Annotated in this window: 11 protein-coding genes; 5 read left to right on the top strand and 6 right to left on the bottom strand. The window is 71.1% G+C overall.

Going from position 1 to position 17275, the window contains the following annotated elements; translation table 11 throughout:
• The first annotated feature begins 1 nt into the window (after position 1).
• Genes I4J89_RS17410 through I4J89_RS17395 form a run of 4 tightly spaced genes read left to right on the top strand, consistent with a single transcriptional unit; the run spans position 2 to position 3432 of the window.
• Positions 2 to 916, top strand: a complete 915-nt coding sequence (locus I4J89_RS17410) for an ABC transporter ATP-binding protein (RefSeq protein WP_196415023.1) — start codon at positions 2 to 4, stop codon at positions 914 to 916.
• A complete protein-coding gene (locus tag I4J89_RS17405) occupies positions 909 to 1775 on the top strand; it encodes an ABC transporter permease (protein ID WP_196415022.1) in 867 nt (288 codons plus the stop codon). Before I4J89_RS17410 ends, I4J89_RS17405 begins: the two co-directional genes overlap by 8 nt.
• Entirely contained in the window at positions 1772 to 2722 is a 951-nt protein-coding gene (locus tag I4J89_RS17400; RefSeq protein ID WP_196415021.1) for an ABC transporter ATP-binding protein, read from the top strand. The genes I4J89_RS17405 and I4J89_RS17400 overlap by 4 nt, the downstream gene beginning before the upstream one ends.
• Entirely contained in the window at positions 2722 to 3432 is a 711-nt protein-coding gene (locus tag I4J89_RS17395) for an ABC transporter permease (protein ID WP_196415020.1), read from the top strand. Before I4J89_RS17400 ends, I4J89_RS17395 begins: the two co-directional genes overlap by 1 nt.
• Before the next feature lie 170 nt (positions 3433 to 3602).
• Here I4J89_RS17395 and I4J89_RS17390 read toward each other — a convergent pair whose 3' ends face one another.
• The 6 genes from I4J89_RS17390 to I4J89_RS17365 all read right to left on the bottom strand — a co-directional run bounded on the left by I4J89_RS17390 (position 3603) and on the right by I4J89_RS17365 (position 13410).
• Positions 3603 to 3797 carry a hypothetical protein gene (locus tag I4J89_RS17390; protein WP_196415019.1) on the bottom strand — a complete coding sequence of 65 codons (195 nt, stop codon included), beginning with the start codon at positions 3795 to 3797 and terminating at the stop codon, positions 3603 to 3605.
• Positions 3798 to 3971: 174 nt separating this feature from the next.
• A complete protein-coding gene (gene ppc / locus I4J89_RS17385; RefSeq protein ID WP_196415018.1) occupies positions 3972 to 6767 on the bottom strand; it encodes a phosphoenolpyruvate carboxylase in 2796 nt (931 codons plus the stop codon).
• A gap of 100 nt (positions 6768 to 6867) precedes the next feature.
• Positions 6868 to 7869, bottom strand: coding sequence for a glycoside hydrolase family 6 protein (locus tag I4J89_RS17380; protein ID WP_196415017.1), 1002 nt, complete (start codon positions 7867 to 7869; stop codon positions 6868 to 6870).
• 4 nt (positions 7870 to 7873) lie between these two features.
• Positions 7874 to 9823, bottom strand: coding sequence for a radical copper oxidase GlxA (gene glxA, locus I4J89_RS17375; protein WP_196415016.1), 1950 nt, complete (start codon positions 9821 to 9823; stop codon positions 7874 to 7876).
• Complete coding sequence (locus I4J89_RS17370; protein ID WP_309238357.1) at positions 9820 to 11553, bottom strand: glycosyltransferase family 2 protein; 1734 nt, start codon at positions 11551 to 11553, stop codon at positions 9820 to 9822. Before I4J89_RS17370 ends, glxA begins: the two co-directional genes overlap by 4 nt.
• A 60-nt stretch (positions 11554 to 11613) precedes the next feature.
• A complete protein-coding gene (locus I4J89_RS17365; RefSeq protein ID WP_196415015.1) occupies positions 11614 to 13410 on the bottom strand; it encodes an enoyl-CoA hydratase-related protein in 1797 nt (598 codons plus the stop codon).
• Positions 13411 to 13601: 191 nt separating this feature from the next.
• On the opposite strand from I4J89_RS17365, the gene mfd reads away from it, so the two are divergent.
• A complete protein-coding gene (gene mfd / locus I4J89_RS17360) occupies positions 13602 to 17225 on the top strand; it encodes a transcription-repair coupling factor (RefSeq protein ID WP_196415014.1) in 3624 nt (1207 codons plus the stop codon).
• Positions 17226 to 17275: the final 50 nt, after the last annotated feature.

Genomic DNA, 17275 nt, shown 5'->3' with positions numbered 1-17275 from the left:
CGTGACCATCATCGCTACCGAGGCGCTGACCAAGACGTACGGCGGCGGGGTGACCGCCCTCGCCGACCTGACCGTTGCCGTCGACGAGGGCGTCATCGGCCTCGTCGGCGCCAACGGCGCCGGTAAAAGCACCTTCATCAAGATCATGCTCGGACTGGTGCCGCCCACCAGCGGTGCCCTCCGGGTCTTCGACCTGGACCCGGTCACGCAGACCGACCAGGTCCGTGCCCGCGTCGGCTACATGCCGGAGAACGACTGCCTGCCACCGGACGTCTCGGCCTCCGAGTTCGTCACGCACCTGGGCCGGATGAGCGGCCTGCCGCGCACCGCGGCCCGGGAGCGTGCCTCCGAGGCGCTGCGGCACGTCGGCCTCTACGAGGAGCGGTACCGGCAGATCGGCGGCTACTCCACCGGCATGAAGCAGCGGGTCAAGCTGGCCCAGGCGCTGGTGCACGACCCCGACCTGCTGCTGCTCGACGAGCCGACGAACGGTCTCGACCCGGCCGGCCGCGACGCCATGCTCGCCCTGATCCACCGGATCGGCAACGAGTTCGGCATCTCGGTGGTGGTCTGCTCGCACCTGCTCGGCGAGGTCGAGCGGATCTGCGACTCGCTCATCGCGATCGAGGGCGGCCGGCTGCTGCGCGCCGACCGCATCTCGAGCATGACCACCGCCTCCGACGTGCTGGCGGTCGAGGTCAGCGAGGGTACGGACGAACTCGCCACCGCCCTGACGGGGATCGGGCTGGAGGTCACCCGAGAGGGCAGGCTGCTGCTGGTGCCCATGGATTCGGATGCCTCTTACGACCGCATCCTGCGTGCGGTGGCCGACCTGGATCTGTCCCTGCACCGCCTGGATCAGCGCCGGCACCGGGTCGCCGAGCTCTTCACCGCTAAGGAGGCCGCAGATGTCTGAGGCCGGGGTCATCCATGACATCGGATATCAGCGGTACGAGGGGCAGCGGCTCGGCCGTCGTGCCGGGCTGACCGCGCTCTACGTGCACGGCCTGCGCTCCTCGTTCGGGCTGGGCCGCTCGGCCAAGGCGAAGATCTTCCCCTGGCTGGTGGCCGGCATCATGCTGCTGGTCGCGGTAATCCTGGCCGCGGTCCGCTCCCAGCTCGGCGAGGTGATCTTCACCTACGTCCAGTACGACGACCAGATGGCCTGGCTGATCATCTTCTTCGTCGCGATCCTCGCGCCGCAGCTGATGTCCCGCGACATCCGGTCCGGCACCCTGCCGCTCTACTTCAGCCGACCGGTACGCGCCGCCGACTACGTGCTGGCCAAGTTCGCCGCCATGGTCACCGCGGTCTGGCTGCTGCTCGGTGTTCCGCAGTTCATCATGTTCCTGGGTGCGGCCTTCACCACCAAGACCGGCGCCCGCGGTGTGTGGAACGAGTTCCTCGACCTGGCCCCCGGCTGGGGCTACAGCCTGCTCTGGGCGGTCCTGTTCAGCAGCATCGGCCTGCTGATCGCGTCGCTGACCGGCAAGCAGGCCTTCGCCGCCGGTGGCATCGTCGCCGTCTTCCTGGTCACCACCCCGGTGGTCGGCGTGTTGAGCATCATCGGGTCCACCACGGCGAACAGCCTGGCCGGCCTGGCCAGCCCGATGACCCTGATCGCCGGCATCGGCGCCTGGCTGTCCGACGGCCCGGTCGAGATGGAACTGCCGATCGGCCGCTTCGGCCCGGTCTACGCGATCGAGGCGGTCTGCCTGATCGCCGCCTGCCTCCTGCTGCTGCTCGCCCGCTACCGGAAGGTGGCCTCGCTGTGACCACCCAGACCTACCCGGCCGAGACCGGTGCCGTCACCGGCGTGGTCGACCTGGCCAACGTGACCCGCTGGTACGGCAACGTGGTGGCGGTCAACGACATCAGCATGTCGCTGGGCACCGGCGTGACCGGTCTGCTCGGGCCGAACGGCGCCGGCAAGACCACGATTCTGCACATGATGGCGGGCTTCCTGGCCCCGTCGCGCGGCACGGTCACCATCGACGGCAAGCCGACCTGGCGCAACCCGGCCGTCTACCGCGATCTCGGCCTGGTCACCGAGCGGGAGGCGGTGCACGGCTTCCTCACCGCCGAGCAGTTCGTGCTGGCCTGCGCCAAGATGCAGAAGCTGGCGGACCCGGCGGGCGCCGCCCGCCGCGCCCTGGAGCTGGTCGAGATGACCGATGCGGCCCACCGCCGGATCGAGACCTTCTCCAAGGGCATGCGGCAGCGCACCCGGGTCGCCGCCGCGCTGGTCCATGAGCCGCGCGTGCTGCTGCTCGACGAGCCGTTCAACGGCATGGACCCGCGCCAGCGGATGCACATGATGGAGTTGCTGCACTCGCTCGGCGACCGCGGACACACCATCCTGTTCAGCTCGCACATCCTGGAAGAGGTCGAGCAGGTCGCCGGCCTGGTCCAGGTGATCGTGGCGGGCCGGCTCGCGGCGTCCGGCGACTTCCGCAAGATCCGCCGGCTGATGACGAACCGGCCGCACGTCTTCGCGGTGCGCAGCTCCGACGACCGGCGGCTCGCGGTGGCGCTGATCGCCGAGAAGTCGGTGGCCGGCATCGAGATCGAGTCCACCGGCCTCACCGTGCGGGCGTCCGACTACGGCAGCTTCACCCGCGCGCTGCCGCGGATCGCCCTGGACCAGGGCATCCGCCTGCACAAGCTGGTGCCGTCCGACGAATCCCTGGAGAGCGTCTTCTCCTACCTGCTGGAGGCCTGATGTCTACCGTCGCCCTGATCACGGCGCGTGGCCTCCTGGGCCGTCGCCGGGCTCTACTGCTCCTGCCGCTCCCGCTGCTGCTCATCGGCCTGGCGGCGATCTGCCGGGCGAACAACCTGTCGCCCGACCAGTGGGGCCAGGCCGTCATCGTCGGCCTCGGCTTCGCCGTGGTGCTCCCGGTGGTCGCGCTGATCGTCGGCACCGGCGTGCTCGGCTCCGAGGTCGACGACGGGACGCTCGTCCACATCCTGACCAAGCCGCTCCCGCGCCGCGACATCATCCTGGCGAAGTTCGGCGTCGCCGTGCTGGTCACCGCGATCACCACGACGCTGCCGCTCTTCGCGGTCGGCCTGCTGGCCGGCTCCGCCGAGCTGGGCATCGCCCTGGCCGTCGCGGCGGTGGCCGGCTCGATCGCCTACTCGGCCCTGTTCGTACTGCTCAGCCTTCTGACCCGGCGCCCGGTCCTGCTCGGCCTGGTCTACATCCTGGTCTGGGAGGGCCTGCTCGGCCGCTTCCTCAGCGGCACCCGGGTGCTCTCCATCGAGCAGTACGTCATCACGATCGCCGACAAGCTCTCCCCGACCGACATCCTGCCCTCCCAGGTAGGCATCACCACCGCGATAGTGATGAGCGCGGTCTTCGCCGTGGTCTGCACCGTGATCGCCATCAACCGCCTCGGCAGCTTCAGCCTCGCCGGCGAAACCAGCTGACCAGCCCAACGCCAGTGCTGCCTCGCGGCCGTCGAAGCAGCACTGGCGTTGGGCCGAGCGCGATCATCGGGAGAGTTCGGCGGTCACCATCGCGACTGTCTCCCACGGGCGGTGCAACACCTCGTCCGCGGTCACCCGCAACACGGTCCACCCGGCCATCCGCAGCGCGTTCAGCCGGCCGATGTCACGCCGGAACTGGGCCTGCTCCGATGGTGGTCACCCTCGTACTCGTGGGCGACCCGCCGAGCCGGCCATGCCAGGTCGACTCGTCCGATCAACCGGCCGTCCTCGTCGCGAACCTCGAACTGCGGCACCGGTGGCGGCACACCCGCATCCACGAGCAGCAACCGGAGACGGCTTTCCATCGGTGACTCGGCGAGGGCCCGTTCCGCCCCTGTGGACAACCCGCTACGCCTGTGGACAAACGGCCCAACCCCAGTGCTGTCCCGCTCCCCCTGAAACAGCGCTCGCGTTGGGCCCCGGGGGCCCAACGCGAGCGCTGTCTCGTGCCCGCTGAGGCAGCGGTGGGGTTGGGCTGTTTAGCCGGTGTTGCGCATGCCGGCGGCGATGCCGTTGACCGTGGTGAGCAGCGCGCGCTCCAAGGCCGTCGAATCCGACGGGCCGCGCCGGGCGCCCGGTGCCGTCGGCATCTGGCGGCTGGCCTCGTTCAGCTCGCGGTACTGGCGCAGCAGTGCCACCTGGAGGTGGTGCAGCGGCTCCAGATAGGTGTCGCGAACGCTGAGGGTGCGCGAGAGCTCCGGCTGCGAGGAGAGCAGCTCGGAACCGCCGGTGATCGCCAGGACCTCCTGGACGGTCAGCTCGTACTCCCGCTCGATCTTCGTGAAGATCGGCCGGAGGTCCTCCGGCACCAGCGTCTCCACGTAGCGGCGGGCGATCGACAGGTCGGTCTTGGCCAGCATCATCTCGACGTTCGACAGGAACGTGCGGAAGAACTGCCAGTTGTCGTGCATCTCGTCGAGGACGTCGCTGAGTCCGGCGGCCCGGGCCGCGGCCAGGCCGGTGCCGACGCCGAACCAGCCGGGCACGATCTGCCGGGTCTGGGTCCAGCCGAACACCCACGGGATGGCACGCAGGCCGCCCAGGCCGGCGTCCGCGTTGGGGCGCTTCGCCGGGCGGGAGCCGATGTTCAGCGCGCCGAGCAGCTCGGTCGGGGTGACCGCCCAGAAGTACGCGGCCAGATCCGGGTCCTCGACCAGCGTGCGGTACTGGCTGAACGCCGCGTCGGAGGCGGTGTCCATGGTGGCGTCCCAGACCTTCAGGCGTACCGGGTCCGCCTGGATGCTGGTGTGCAGCAGGGTGGCCTGGAGCACCGCCGCCACGGTCAGTTCCAGGTTCTCCCGGGCCAGCGCGGGCACCGTGTACTTGTCGGAGATGACCTCGCCCTGCTCGGTGACCTTGATGGCCCCGTCCAGCGTCCCGTACGGCTGGGCCAGGATCGCCTCGTGCGTGGGCCCGCCACCACGGCCGACCGTGCCGCCCCGGCCGTGGAACAACCGCAGCCGGACCCCGTGCCGGGCGGCCACGTCACGCAGCGACCGCTGCGCCTTGTGGATCCGCCACTGGCTGGTGGTGATGCCGGCCTCCTTGTTGGAGTCCGAGTAGCCGAGCATGACCTCCTGCACGTCACCGCGGGCGCGCACGATCTCGCGGTAGGCGGGCAGCGACAGCATCTCGTCCAGCAGATCGCCACCGGCGTCGAGCTCGGCCGGCGTCTCCAGCAGCGGCACGATGTTGACCCGGGCGCGGCCGGTGTGAATGTCGATCAGCCCGGCCTCGCGGGCCAGCACAGCCGCCGCGAGCACGTCGTCCACGCCGAGGGTCATCGAGATGATGTACGTCTCGATGACGTCCGGCCCGAAGCTGTCCTGCGCCTCGCGGATCGTGTTGAACACGTCGAACGTCTTGCGGGCCGAGTCGGTGAGGGGGGTGTCCGCGCTGGAGAGCGGCCGCCGCCCGGTGAGCTCGGTGGCGAGCAGCTTGGTCCGGTCCGGCCGGTCCAGGGTGGCGTAGTCGTCCACCTCGCCGACCTGGGTGTACATCTGCTGGAGCACCTCGTGGTGCTTCTCGGCGTGCTCGCGTACGTCGAGGGTGGCGAGCTGCAGGCCGAACGCCGACGCCTGGCGGATCGCGGTGGAGACGATGCCGATGGCCGGCAGCTGGCCGGAGTTGCGGGCCAGCGACGCCCGCATCAGCTCCAGGTCGGAGATCAGCTCGTCGCTGCCCAGGTAGTCGCGGCCGGGCACGTGCGGGGTGCCGTTCTTCAGGCGGGCCCGGGTCCCGGACAGCTTGGCCTTGATGGCCCGGACCTTCAGCCGGTACGGCTCCTCGGCGTTGACCCGGCGGAACCGGTCCGCGATGTCCGGCAGGTTGTCCAGGTCCTGGGCCAGGCTGGCGGACAGGTCCAGGGAGACGCCGCGCAGCCGCCGGGACACCGACAGCTCGTCGATCAGCTTGTCCATGGCCCTCTCGGTGGCCTGGATGCCGTGCTCATGCTGGATCAGCAGGACGTCGCGGGTGACCGCCGGGGTGACGAACGGGTTGCCGTCCCGGTCGCCGCCGATCCACGTGCCGAAGGTGAGCGGCCGGGAGGTCGGGGCGGTCTCCACGCCGAGCCGGCGCAGCGTCTCGGCCAGGTCGTCGAGGACCTGCGGTGCGGCCTCGGCGTACAGGTCCTTGAGGTAGTAGACGGCGTTGCGGGCCTCGTCGGTCGGGTCCGGCCGGTCCAGGCGCAGCTCGTCGGTCTGCCAGAGCAGGTCGATCAGCTCGGCGAACCGCTTGGTGGAGGCGGTGGTGTCGGTGTCGCCGTACAGGGCAGCGGCGGCCGACTCGGCGTCCAGCGAGTCGGCGACCTGGCGCAGCTTCGACAGGATCGAGCGGCGGGCCGCCTCGGTGGGGTGCGCGGTGAAGACCGGGCGGACCGCGAGCCGGCGGGCCGCGGCGGCGATCTCGTCGGCCGGCACGCCCTTGTCGGCGATCCGGGTGGCCGCCTGGTCCAGCCAGCCGCCGTCCTTGGCGCGGCGGCGACGCAGGTCCCGGGCCCGGTGCACCTGCTCGGTGATGTTGGCCAGGTGGAAGTAGGTGGAGAAGGCGCGGGCCAGCTTGGTGCCGGTGGCGATGTCCATGGCGGAGAGGCGGTCGGCGGCGGCCGGGGCGTCCTGCCGGACCAGCGCGCGGATCTCCTCGACCAAGTCCAGCAGCGGCCGGCCTTCCTGCCGGGCGAGGGTCTGGCCGAGCAGCGTGCCGATCCGGCGGATGTCGGCACGTAACGCCGCGTCCGAACCCTCTCGGTCCAGGTGGGCAGGCTGGTCGGTCATCGGGGCGCTCCTTAGCTCGGATGGCTCCAGGACGGCGCTGTCCCGACTTCGCCGATGTTATCGGCGGACCCCGGTCAAGGGGTGAATTGAGTCAAGAGTCTCATGACGCAGCGAGGCTCCGCGCATAGGCTGGGTACCACTGACCTGCGGGCGGGGCCCCGCGGCCGCAGGGCCCGTCCGATTCACCGGGGCGTTTCACCCAGAGGTACGCGTCCGCGAGCGGATGCCCGGTCCGCAGCGTCGGCGGGACCCCGAGCCGGCGTCCGGGTGGGTTGCACCAGTGCCGGTCGCCGGCTCCCCGGCGGGCCGGGCCGTTGCCGTTGCGGCTGGTGTCGACGACGAAGTGGCGTCCGGCGAGCAGGCGGGACAGCAGCGTCCCGTACCTCAGATTGTCGGGGGTGGTCTCGAAGTTGGCGACGTTGAGCGCGAAGCCGCGCGCCCGGCCGACGCCGGACAGGCGCAGTGCCGGCGCCATTCGTGCCGCCGGGACCCAGATGGGGTTGCCGGCGTCCAGGTAGACCGACACTCCGGGAACCGCCGCCAGGATGGTCACCGCGGCGGAGAGCACCGCGTAGCGCCGCGCGGCGGCCCGCGCGCTCAGACAGCCGCCGTGCGCGGCCTGCGCGACCGCGTCCGGTTCGAGGATCACCAGTGCGCGATGCCCGCGCATGGCCGTGGCCAGGGCCGAAATCCAGGCACGGTACGCCTGCGCGTTCACGGCCCCGCCCTTGGAGTGACTGCCGCAGTCCCGGTGCGGGATGTTGTAGAGCGCGAGCACCGGCACCCGGCGGGCCAGGCTCGCGGCGGTGACCAGCCGCCGGGCCCGGTCGGCGAAGCCCGGCGCGGCGTCGGTGAACCAGGTGGCGGCCGGCCGGTCGGAGATGCGCCGCAGGATCGCCGCTTCGGCCCGGCGCCCGGCCCGTTCCAACGCACGCACGTGCGCGGCGGCGGCGCCGTTCGGGTCGACATAGAGACCGGGGTACGCGACGCCGGCCGTCTCCGGAGTCCGGATCGCCGGTGCCGGTTCCCGCTCGGCCCGAAGCACGCCGCCCGCCGCCACCACGAGGAGGGCGGCGAGCAGCGCCAACGTGCGGCGAGCCATGGTTTCAGCGCACCCGGACCCACCGGGCGACGGACGGTACGCCCCGTTCGTCGACGAGGAAGAGCATGTACCAGCCGGACGGCACCAGTCCGGCCGGCTCGGGCACGGTGACCTCCACGCCGCCCGCGGTGGCCGTCACGTCGAGGGCCACGGACCGCTGGTCGGTGTCGGTGACGTGGGTGACCGAGCTGGGCCGCAGCAGCCGGGCCGAGGCGATCCACCCGGCGTCCGGCGTGGTGAACCGGGCGGTCCCGCCCCGCTCGATCTCGGCCGGCCCACCGGTGATCTCGGGTCGTTTGCCGCGGAACAGATAGGGCGGGCTGAACACCTCGATCCGCTGCTCGAACGTTCCCGCGGTCTTGCCGGTCTCGTCGTAGAGCGGATCGCCGCCGAGGGTGATCACCCGTCCGTCGGGGAGCAGGATCGCCTCGGAGTGGTAGTTGCGGCCGACGGTCGACTCGGCGGCGGTGGCGAAGGCGTTCCGGTCCGGCCGGTAGATCTGTGAGTTGAACAGGTCGCTGCGCGGTTTACCGCGATACGGCCCGCCGCGGTAGCCGGACGAGCCGCCCGTGGTGAGGACCGTGTCGTCCGGCAGCACCACTGTGGAGAGATAGCGGGCCGGCCGGGGCAGGTCCGGTCCGGGCCGGTACCGCGGGGCCGTCTCGTCCAGGTCGATGATGTCGGTCCGGGCCGTGGAGATCGGCGACTCACCGATCTCACCGCCGCCGAGGAGCATCACCTTCTGGTCCTGGGCCGGCGGCAGCAGCAGCGAGGAACTGGTCTCGGTCATCCGGGGGTCACGCAGGCCCGGCACGGTGTGGAACCTGTTCCGCCGGACGTCCCAGATGCCCGGTGCGCGCCCCTCGGTGTCGGAGCCGTAGCCGGCGTTCGAGCCGGAGTAGAAGACCCGCCCGTCGGCCATCATGTGCAGGCTCGGATAGGTGGGGAAGTAGCGCTTCAGCTCCGGCGCGCGCACCCATCGCCGCTGGTCCGGCAGGTAGCGCTCGTTGCGTCCGGGCAGGACCCGGCCGAACTGGTCCAGGCCGGAGACGGCGAGGACGTCACCGTTGGTCAGCCCGATCAGGGTCGGGTACCAGCGGTGGTCGCGCAGGTTCCCGGTGCGCACGTACCGCTCGGCGACCGGGTCGAACTCGTACGAGGTCTTGTCGCCGCCGTACTCCTGCTTCTCGCGGGTGATCTTGTCAGCGACGCCGTACAGGTTGCGGGCGTCGTCGCCGGTCAGCCCGTCGATCGTGTACTGGGCCGGCTCCCGGACCACCGGGCCGTCGCCCTTGCGCGCGGCGTCCACCCAGACCTCCACCTCGCCGGCGTGCACCATGGTGCGCTTGCCGTGGGTGATCTTCTTGGCCGCCTTGACGGTCACCCTGGTCCTGGTCAGGTAGGCCTCTCCGGTGGCGGAGAGCAGCCGGGTGCCCTTCTCGAGGACCCGGTCGCCGTGGTCCGGCGACTCGTTCTTGATCTTCATGGCGCCGGCCGCGTGCTCGACGTCCTTCTCCAGCACCTCGTACGACTTGGTGCCGCCCGCCACCAGCAGATTTCCGTCGGGCAGGAAGGTGTGCCCGGCGCAGAACACGTCCGTCGGGGTCGAAACCTCGGTGAACTTCTCGGTACGCGGGTCGTAGAGCACGGTCCGGAAGGACTTCTCCTCGAAGGCGTCCCGGTCGTTGCCGCTGCCCGCGATGATCAGCACCTTGCCGGTGTGCAGCAGCGCGGCGTGGATGGCGTTGACCCGGTAGCCGCGCGGCACCGGCAGCCGGGCCCAGTGGCCGTACTTCTTCTTGTAGGACTCCCGATTGATCTGGTAGGTGTGCAGCGCCTCCGCGCCGACCGCGACCATCGGGCGGTTGGCGACCGCCACGCCGGCCAGCACCACCAGCGTGGCCAGACCGCTCACCAGCCGGCGGGCGAGGGTGGGACGCGAGCGGGGCTTCATGCGGGCGGCTCCTTTCGACGGGTCAGCCAGAGGACGACCGGGGCGAGACAGATGACGAGGTTCAGTGCGGGCCAGGCGTACATGGCGGCGTCGACGTGGCCGATGAACGGCGCGACAGCCAGCATCGCGGCGTAGAGCACGGCCCAGCGCAGGCCGGGCGCGAACGTGGCGAGCCGGTCCGGGCTGGTCGAGTCGCCCTTCGGCGTGACCACGAACCCGGCGCGGCGGCGCAGCACCGCGCCGAGGAACGACGACACGTAGATCGGAGTGCACAGAGTGGACGCCAGCATGCCGGTGAGCCCGGACGAGCCGGAGCCCTCGTGCGGGCTGACGTTGTGCCGCCGGTTGAAGAGGTAGAGCACGACCTGGAAGAGCGCGGCGTCCACATAGAGCATCAGCCACACCTGCGCCGGCACCTGTACGCCCTTCGCGCCCAGCAGCAGGAACCCGGCCGCGTTCGCCGCACCGAGCAGCCACGCCAGCGCGGTGAGCGGGTAGTACGACATCAGCAGCCCGTAGTGCAGTGCCCGCGCGGGCCCGAGTCGCCAGACCAGCCCGGCGAAGCGGCGTACCACCACCTCGTCGGTGCCCCGGGACCAGCGGTGCTGCTGGGTGAAGTAGTCGGTCCAGGAGGACGGCCCCTCGCCGACCGCCAGCACGTCCGGGGTGTAGACCGAGCGCCACCGGCGGCCGGACTCCGGGTTGCGGGCGGCGTGCAGCTTGAGGCTGGTGGCCATGTCCTCGGTGATCGAGTCCTGGAGGCCGCCGATCGACCTCAGCGCGGAGATCCGGATCGCGTTGTTGGTGCCGACCAGCATCGCGATGCCGCGCCGGTTGCCGGCCCGCTGAAGCAGCGAGTGGAACAGGTACTGCTGGGACTCGGCCCAGCGGGTGACCGGGTTGTCGTAGTTCCCGTAGATCTGCGGGCCGACCACGAAGCCCACGTCCGGGTCGCGGAAGTAGCCGAGCAGCCGCTCGCAGAAGTTGGGTGCCGGTACGTGGTCCGGGTCGACCGAGACGAACACGTCGTACTCGTCGCCGTGCGTGTCGAGCCAGGAGTTGTAGTTGCCGTGCTTGGTTCTGGTCTTGAACGTTCCGGCCGGGGTGTTGTACTCGTCCCGCCCGTACCGGGTGAAGTGCCGTACGCCGAGCCGCCGGCACATCAGCTTGACCACCGGGTCGTCGCCCTCGTCGAGCAGCCAGACGTCGTACCGTCCGGCGTACCGGATCTTGCGGGCGGCGCGCAGGGTCTTCTCCACCATCGCGATCGGTTCCTTGCCGGGCACGATCGTGGTGAGGAACGCCACCCGCAGCCCGGTGTCCGGCACGACCGGTACCGGATCGCGGGCCCAGAGCGTGGCGAGGCACAGCGTCACGACGTTGACCAGCCGGAACAGCTCGATCGCCGCGGTCGCCGCGATCATCAGAACGGTGGCCGTGTACTGGATCGTGTGCAGGCGCTGGTCCGGCAGCTCGATCGAGGTGACCAGCCAGCCGAAGAAGGTGCTCTCGAAGGCGAACGCGAAGAGCGTGACGAGCAGTGTCCGAATCGGACGCCGCCGGGCCAGTCTTCTCATCCGCACCTGGTAGGTGCCGTCCGGTGGCTGCTCGGCCGGCCCGGCCAGCACGCTGTACGCGCTGTACTCGAACTGTGCCGGCATGACGAGCGTGCTGCCGAGCTGGTCGCGAGGCATGGGTGCGCGCCCGACGGGCGGACGCTGTGCGGGCACGGAACGATCGTGGACAGGCTTGGTCGCCCCGGAGTCCGGGGTGTGCAGGACACTCATCGATCAGACCGACACCGGGACTGCCGGGCGTAGCGTCGGTCGCCGTTCGGCGGTCACTCCCACGTTCGGTCCGGCGTTCGTGGCCCGGGGCCGGACCGCGGTCGCCGGGCCGGAGTTCGCGGCCAGCAGCAGGCGGCGCGGCGTGCCGTCCGGACGGATCTTGCGGACGAAACCGCGGCGGGCGGCGGCGAAACCGGAGCGGTCGGCGAAGATGTCCCGGCTCATCTCGGCGAGCTCGCGGGTCTCGTACACCTCCAGCGGAATCCGCTCGGCGGCGAGCCGCCTCGCTTTCGCCGCGCGTCGCTTGCGCGCGGTGCGCACGTCGCTGTGGTGGTCGGCCAGGGCGGCGAGCCATTGCGCGTACGCCTCCGGATGCCGCGGCCCGACCTCGTCGACCAGACCGATCCGTGCCGCCTGCATCGCGCTCACCGGCAGCCGATCGTCGATCAGCCGCTGCGCCAGGTCGGCGCCGACCCGCCTGGGCAGGGCGAAGGTGTGCAGTTCCGAGCCGAACAGGCCGATGTCGTAATACGGGTTCAGCACGATGCCGTCCCGCGCGGCGACCACGTCGGCGCCGAGCCCGAGCATCACACCGCCGGCACCGGCGCTGCCCGCGTACGCCGCAACCACGAGCTGCCGCGTGCAGGTGATGATCTCCCGGCACACCTCGTTGATCGCCCGGATGCCGGCCCAGGCCGCTCCGCCCGGATCTCCGGACGCCTCGATCGCGTTGAGGTGGATGCCGTTGCTGAACGTCTCGATACCGCCGCGCAGCACCAGCACCCGGGTGTCCTGTGCGGTCGCGTGCCGCAGCCCGGCGAGCAGCCGCCGCGAGTGACCGGGCGCCATCGCGCCGTTGTAGAAGTCGAAGTGCAGCCAGCCCACCGCACCGGTACGCCGGTAGCGGACCTGCCGGTACGCCGACGCCGCCTCCGGGTCGATCTCCGGTCCCACCGGCGAGTGCGGCACGCCGCGCAGCAGCGAGCCGAGCACGGTCGTGGCCGGCAGCTTGATCCCGTCCTCGGCGGCCGGTCGCAGGTGCCCGACCCAGAGGCTGCCGTCGCCGGTCGACACCAGCACCGCGCCCTGCCGCCGGCCGAGGATCACGCCCGGCCGGCCACCCCGGGCCAGTCCCGGATGCGCGTCGTACGCGTACACGGCGAGCCCGGCCACCTCGGTGCGGACTCCGGGTGACCCGTCGGCCGCCCGGATCCGGCGCAGGATGGCGTCGGTCGGCTCGGCCCAGTCGAAGGCCCGGTCGGCCTGCCGCATCAGCGGCCGGGGCCGGGCTCCGGGCGCCTCGGTCGGGGTGTTCTCCGCCGGGACCGGGACGAACGTCGGGTCGGCCGCCTTCGCCACCACCTCGAAGACGCACTCCAGCGCGGCGTCCGAGACCGGCCCGCTGTAGAGCGCCGACTTGCGTGGCGGTGCGGCGGGCAGCGGAAACGTCCGGGTGGCCCAGATCGGGCCGCCGTCCAGCTCCTCCACCGCCTGCAGGGCGGTGACGCCCCAGGCCGGCAGCCCCTCGCTGATCGCCCAGTCCAGCGAGGAGGGGCCGCGATCACCGACCGGACCGGGGTGCAGGATGATCGTGCGCCACCGCTGCCAGACCTGCGCCGGTACGCGCTCCTTGAGGTACGGGCAGAGGATGAGATCGGGCTGTGCGGCGTGCACACCGTCGACCACGTCCGGCCCGCTGGTAGCCAGCAGCACTCCGACCTCGTGTCCCGCCTCTCGCAAAGCGCACCAGACGCGCTGACTCAGGCCGTTGAACGCCGAGACGAGCAGCAGGATCCGCACGTAGCCTCCCCGGATGATGTGCGCGCAACGTTCGGGCACTCTCCACGACCCGTTCGGGCTCATGTCGGACATGCTGTGCGATAAGACGCGTGGTCCGGGAACTGTCGGTGTGTCGGACTAAGCTGTTCGTTGCACCCCCGCCCCACTGGGCGTCCGGGGTCGTTCGTCGTGCCCTCGGGGGTCTTCTCGCCATGCAGCTTTCCGGTCTCATCCCAGCCGCCCTGCGCGACCGTGGTCTCGCCCGCGCCCGCGACCTGGCCCGCAAGAGCTTCGTCGACTCCGACTCGCTCGACCTGACCGCGCCGGCCTCGCTGCGCCCGTTCGTGGTCGCCGCCGTGGCCGGCTCCACCGACATCGGCGCAGCCCAGCGCCCGGTGCTGGCCGTCACCGCCACCTCACGCGAGGCCGACGACCTGGTCGACGCGCTCGGCTGCCTGATCGAGGCGGACCGGGTCGCCGTCTACCCGTCCTGGGAGACGCTGCCGCACGAGCGGCTCTCGCCCCGCTCCGACACGGTCGGCAAGCGGCTGGCGGTCCTGCGCCGCCTGGCCCACCCGGGTGAGCAGCCCCTCCAGGTGATCGTGGCGCCGGTCCGGTCGCTGCTCCAGCCGCAGCTCAAGGGCCTCGGCGACCTGGAGCCGGTGGAGCTGGTCGCGGGCCGCGAGGCGGAGCTGGAGGAGGTCGCGCGGCGGCTCTCCGACATGGCCTACGCACGGGTGGACCTGGTCACCAAGCGGGGTGAGTTCGCGGTCCGCGGCGGCATCCTGGACGTCTTCCCGCCCACCGACGAGCACCCGTCCCGGGTCGAGTTCTGGGGCGACGAGGTGGAGGAGATCCGTACCTTCTCCGTCGCCGACCAGCGCACCATCGACCAGGTGGAGCGGCTGTGGGCGCCGCCCTGCCGGGAGCTGCTGCTCACGCCCGCGGTGCGGGCCCGGGCCGCCGAGCTGGCGGCCCAGCATCCGGAGCTCGCCGAGATCCTCGACAAGCTCGCCGAGGGCATCCCGGTCGAGGGCATGGAGTCGCTGGCGCCCGCTCTGCTGCACGGCACCGACAGCATGGAGCTGCTGCTCGACTGCATGCCGGCGGGCACCCACGTGCTGCTCTGCGACCCGGAGCGGATCCGCACGAGGGCGCACGACCTCACCCGTACCTCTGACGAATTCCTCGAGGCCTCCTGGGCCGCGGCCGCCGTCGGCTGCCAGGCACCCATCGACGTCGGCGCCGTCGCCTTCCGGCCCCTTTCCGAGGTACGCGCACACGCGGCCGTTCTGAAGCAGCCGTGGTGGACCGTCTCGCCGTTCGGCCTGGCCGACACCGTTCCGGCCGAGGAGACGCTGCCCTGGGAGGCGTCCTCCACCGTGGACGTCTCACCGGACTCCGGTGACGCGGTCGCGCTCGCCGCGCAGCCGGTGCCGCTCTACCACGGCGACACCGCCCGGCTCGCCGCCGACCTGGCCGGCTGGGCGTCGAGCGGCTGGGCCATCGCCCTGGTCTTCGAGGGCAAGGGGACCGCGCAGCGGGCCGCCGAGCTGCTCCGCGACGCCGGCCTCGGGGTGACCCCGGTCGACTCGATCGCCGAGCCGATCGAGGACAACCAGATCCTGATCACCTGCGGCGGGCTCAACCACGGGTTCGTCGACGAGGCGTCCCGGCTCGCGGTGATCACCGGAAACGACATCTCCGGCGGCCGCGGCGCGTCCACCAAGGACATGCGCAAGATGCCGGCCCGGCGCCGCAACACCATCGACCCGCTGGAGCTGAAGACCGGCGACTTCGTGGTGCACGAGCAGCACGGCATCGGCCGCTACATCGAGCTGGTGCAGCGGACCGTCAACGGCGCCGACCGGGAGTACCTGGTCATCGAGTACGCGCCGTCCAAGCGGGGCCAGCCCGGCGACCGGCTCTACGTGCCCACCGACCAACTGGACCAGCTCTCCCGCTACGTCGGTGGTGAGTCGCCGTCGCTGCACAAGATGGGCGGCGCCGACTGGCAGAAGAGCAAGGCTCGCGCCAAGAAGGCGGTCAAGGAGATCGCCGCCCAGCTCATCCAGCTGTACGCGGCTCGGCAGTCGTCCCAGGGCCACGCCTTCGGACCGGACACCCCGTGGCAGCGGGAGCTGGAGGACGCGTTTCCGTACACCGAGACGCCCGACCAGCTCGCGGCCATCTACGAGGTCAAGGACGACATGCAGAAACCGGTCCCGATGGACCGGCTGATCTGCGGCGACGTCGGCTACGGCAAGACCGAGATCGCGGTGCGGGCCGCCTTCAAGGCGGTGCAGGACGGCAAGCAGGTGGCGGTGCTCGTGCCCACCACGCTGCTGGCCCAGCAGCACTACAACACGTTCACCGAGCGGATGAGCCAGTTCCCGGTGCAGATCAAGCAGCTGTCCCGGTTCCAGACGCCGAAGGAGGCCGCGCTCACCCTGGAGCAGGCCGCCGAGGGCACCGCGGACATCGTCATCGGTACGCATCGGCTACTCGCCAAGTCGACCCGGTTCAAGAACCTCGGCCTGATCATCGTGGACGAGGAACAGCGCTTCGGCGTGGAGCACAAGGAGCAGCTCAAGGCGCTGCGGGCGTCGGTGGACGTGCTCACCATGTCGGCCACCCCGATCCCGCGGACCCTGGAGATGGCGATCACCGGCATCCGGGAGATGTCGACGATCGCCACCCCGCCGGAGGAGCGGCACCCGGTGCTCACCTACGTCGGGGCGTACGACGAGAAGCAGGTCGCCGCCGCCATCCACCGCGAGCTGCTCCGCGACGGTCAGGTGTTCTACCTGCACAACCGTGTCGAGTCGATCGAGCGGGCGGCACGCAAGCTGCGCGAGCTGGTCCCCGAGGCCCGGATCGCGGTGGCGCACGGCCAGATGAGCGAGGACCAGCTCGAGAAGGTGATGGTCGGCTTCTGGGAGAAGGAGTTCGACGTCCTGGTCTGCACCACGATCGTCGAGTCCGGCATCGACATCCCGAACGCCAACACGCTGATCCTGGAGCGGGCCGACCTGCTCGGCCTGGCCCAGCTGCACCAGATCCGCGGCCGGGTCGGCCGGGGCCGGGAGCGGGCGTACGCGTACTTCCTCTACCCCCGGGAGAAGCCGCTCACCGAGCACGCGCACGAGCGGCTCGCCACCATCGCCCAGCACACCGAGCTCGGCGCCGGTATGTATGTGGCGATGAAGGACCTGGAGATCCGTGGTGCCGGCAACCTGCTCGGCGGCGAGCAGTCCGGGCACATCGAGGGGGTCGGCTTCGACCTGTACGTGCGGATGGTCGGCGAGGCGGTGCAGGCCTTCAAGGGCGAGCGCCCCGAGGAGGAGCCGGAGGTCAAGATCGACCTGCCGGTCGACGCGCACCTGCCCACCGAGTACATCGCGGTGGAACGCCTGCGCCTGGAGATGTACCGCAAGCTGGCCGAGGTCCGCGACGAGACCCGCCTGACCGAGGTCGTCGCCGAGATGACCGACCGGTACGGCGAACCGCCGGCCCAGGTCGCCAACCTCATCGCGGTGGCCCGGTTCCGGCTGCTCGCCCGGGCGTACGGGTTGACCGACGTCTCGCTCCAGGGCAAGCACGTCCGCCTCTCCCCGCTGGGCCTGCCCGACTCGAAGCAGATGCGGCTCAAGCGCTACCACCCGGACTCGGTCTACAAGACCACCAACGACCAGGTGAGCGTGCCGCGGCCGAGCACCCGGCGGCTGGGCGGCGAACTGCTGCGCGACCAGGAGCTGCTGCAGTGGTGCGCCCAGCTGCTCAAGGACGTGCTCGGCGACGTCCCGGCTCCGGCCGGGAATGTATCCGGAAAATAGCTGATCGCATATCTCCCCTCCCTAGTCTCGGCCAGGACTTTGGGAGGAAT

The organism is Actinoplanes aureus (assembly GCF_015704865.1).
GTDB lineage: Bacteria > Actinomycetota > Actinomycetes > Mycobacteriales > Micromonosporaceae > Actinoplanes > Actinoplanes aureus.
This window is presented reverse-complemented; position numbering and strand designations above follow the sequence as displayed.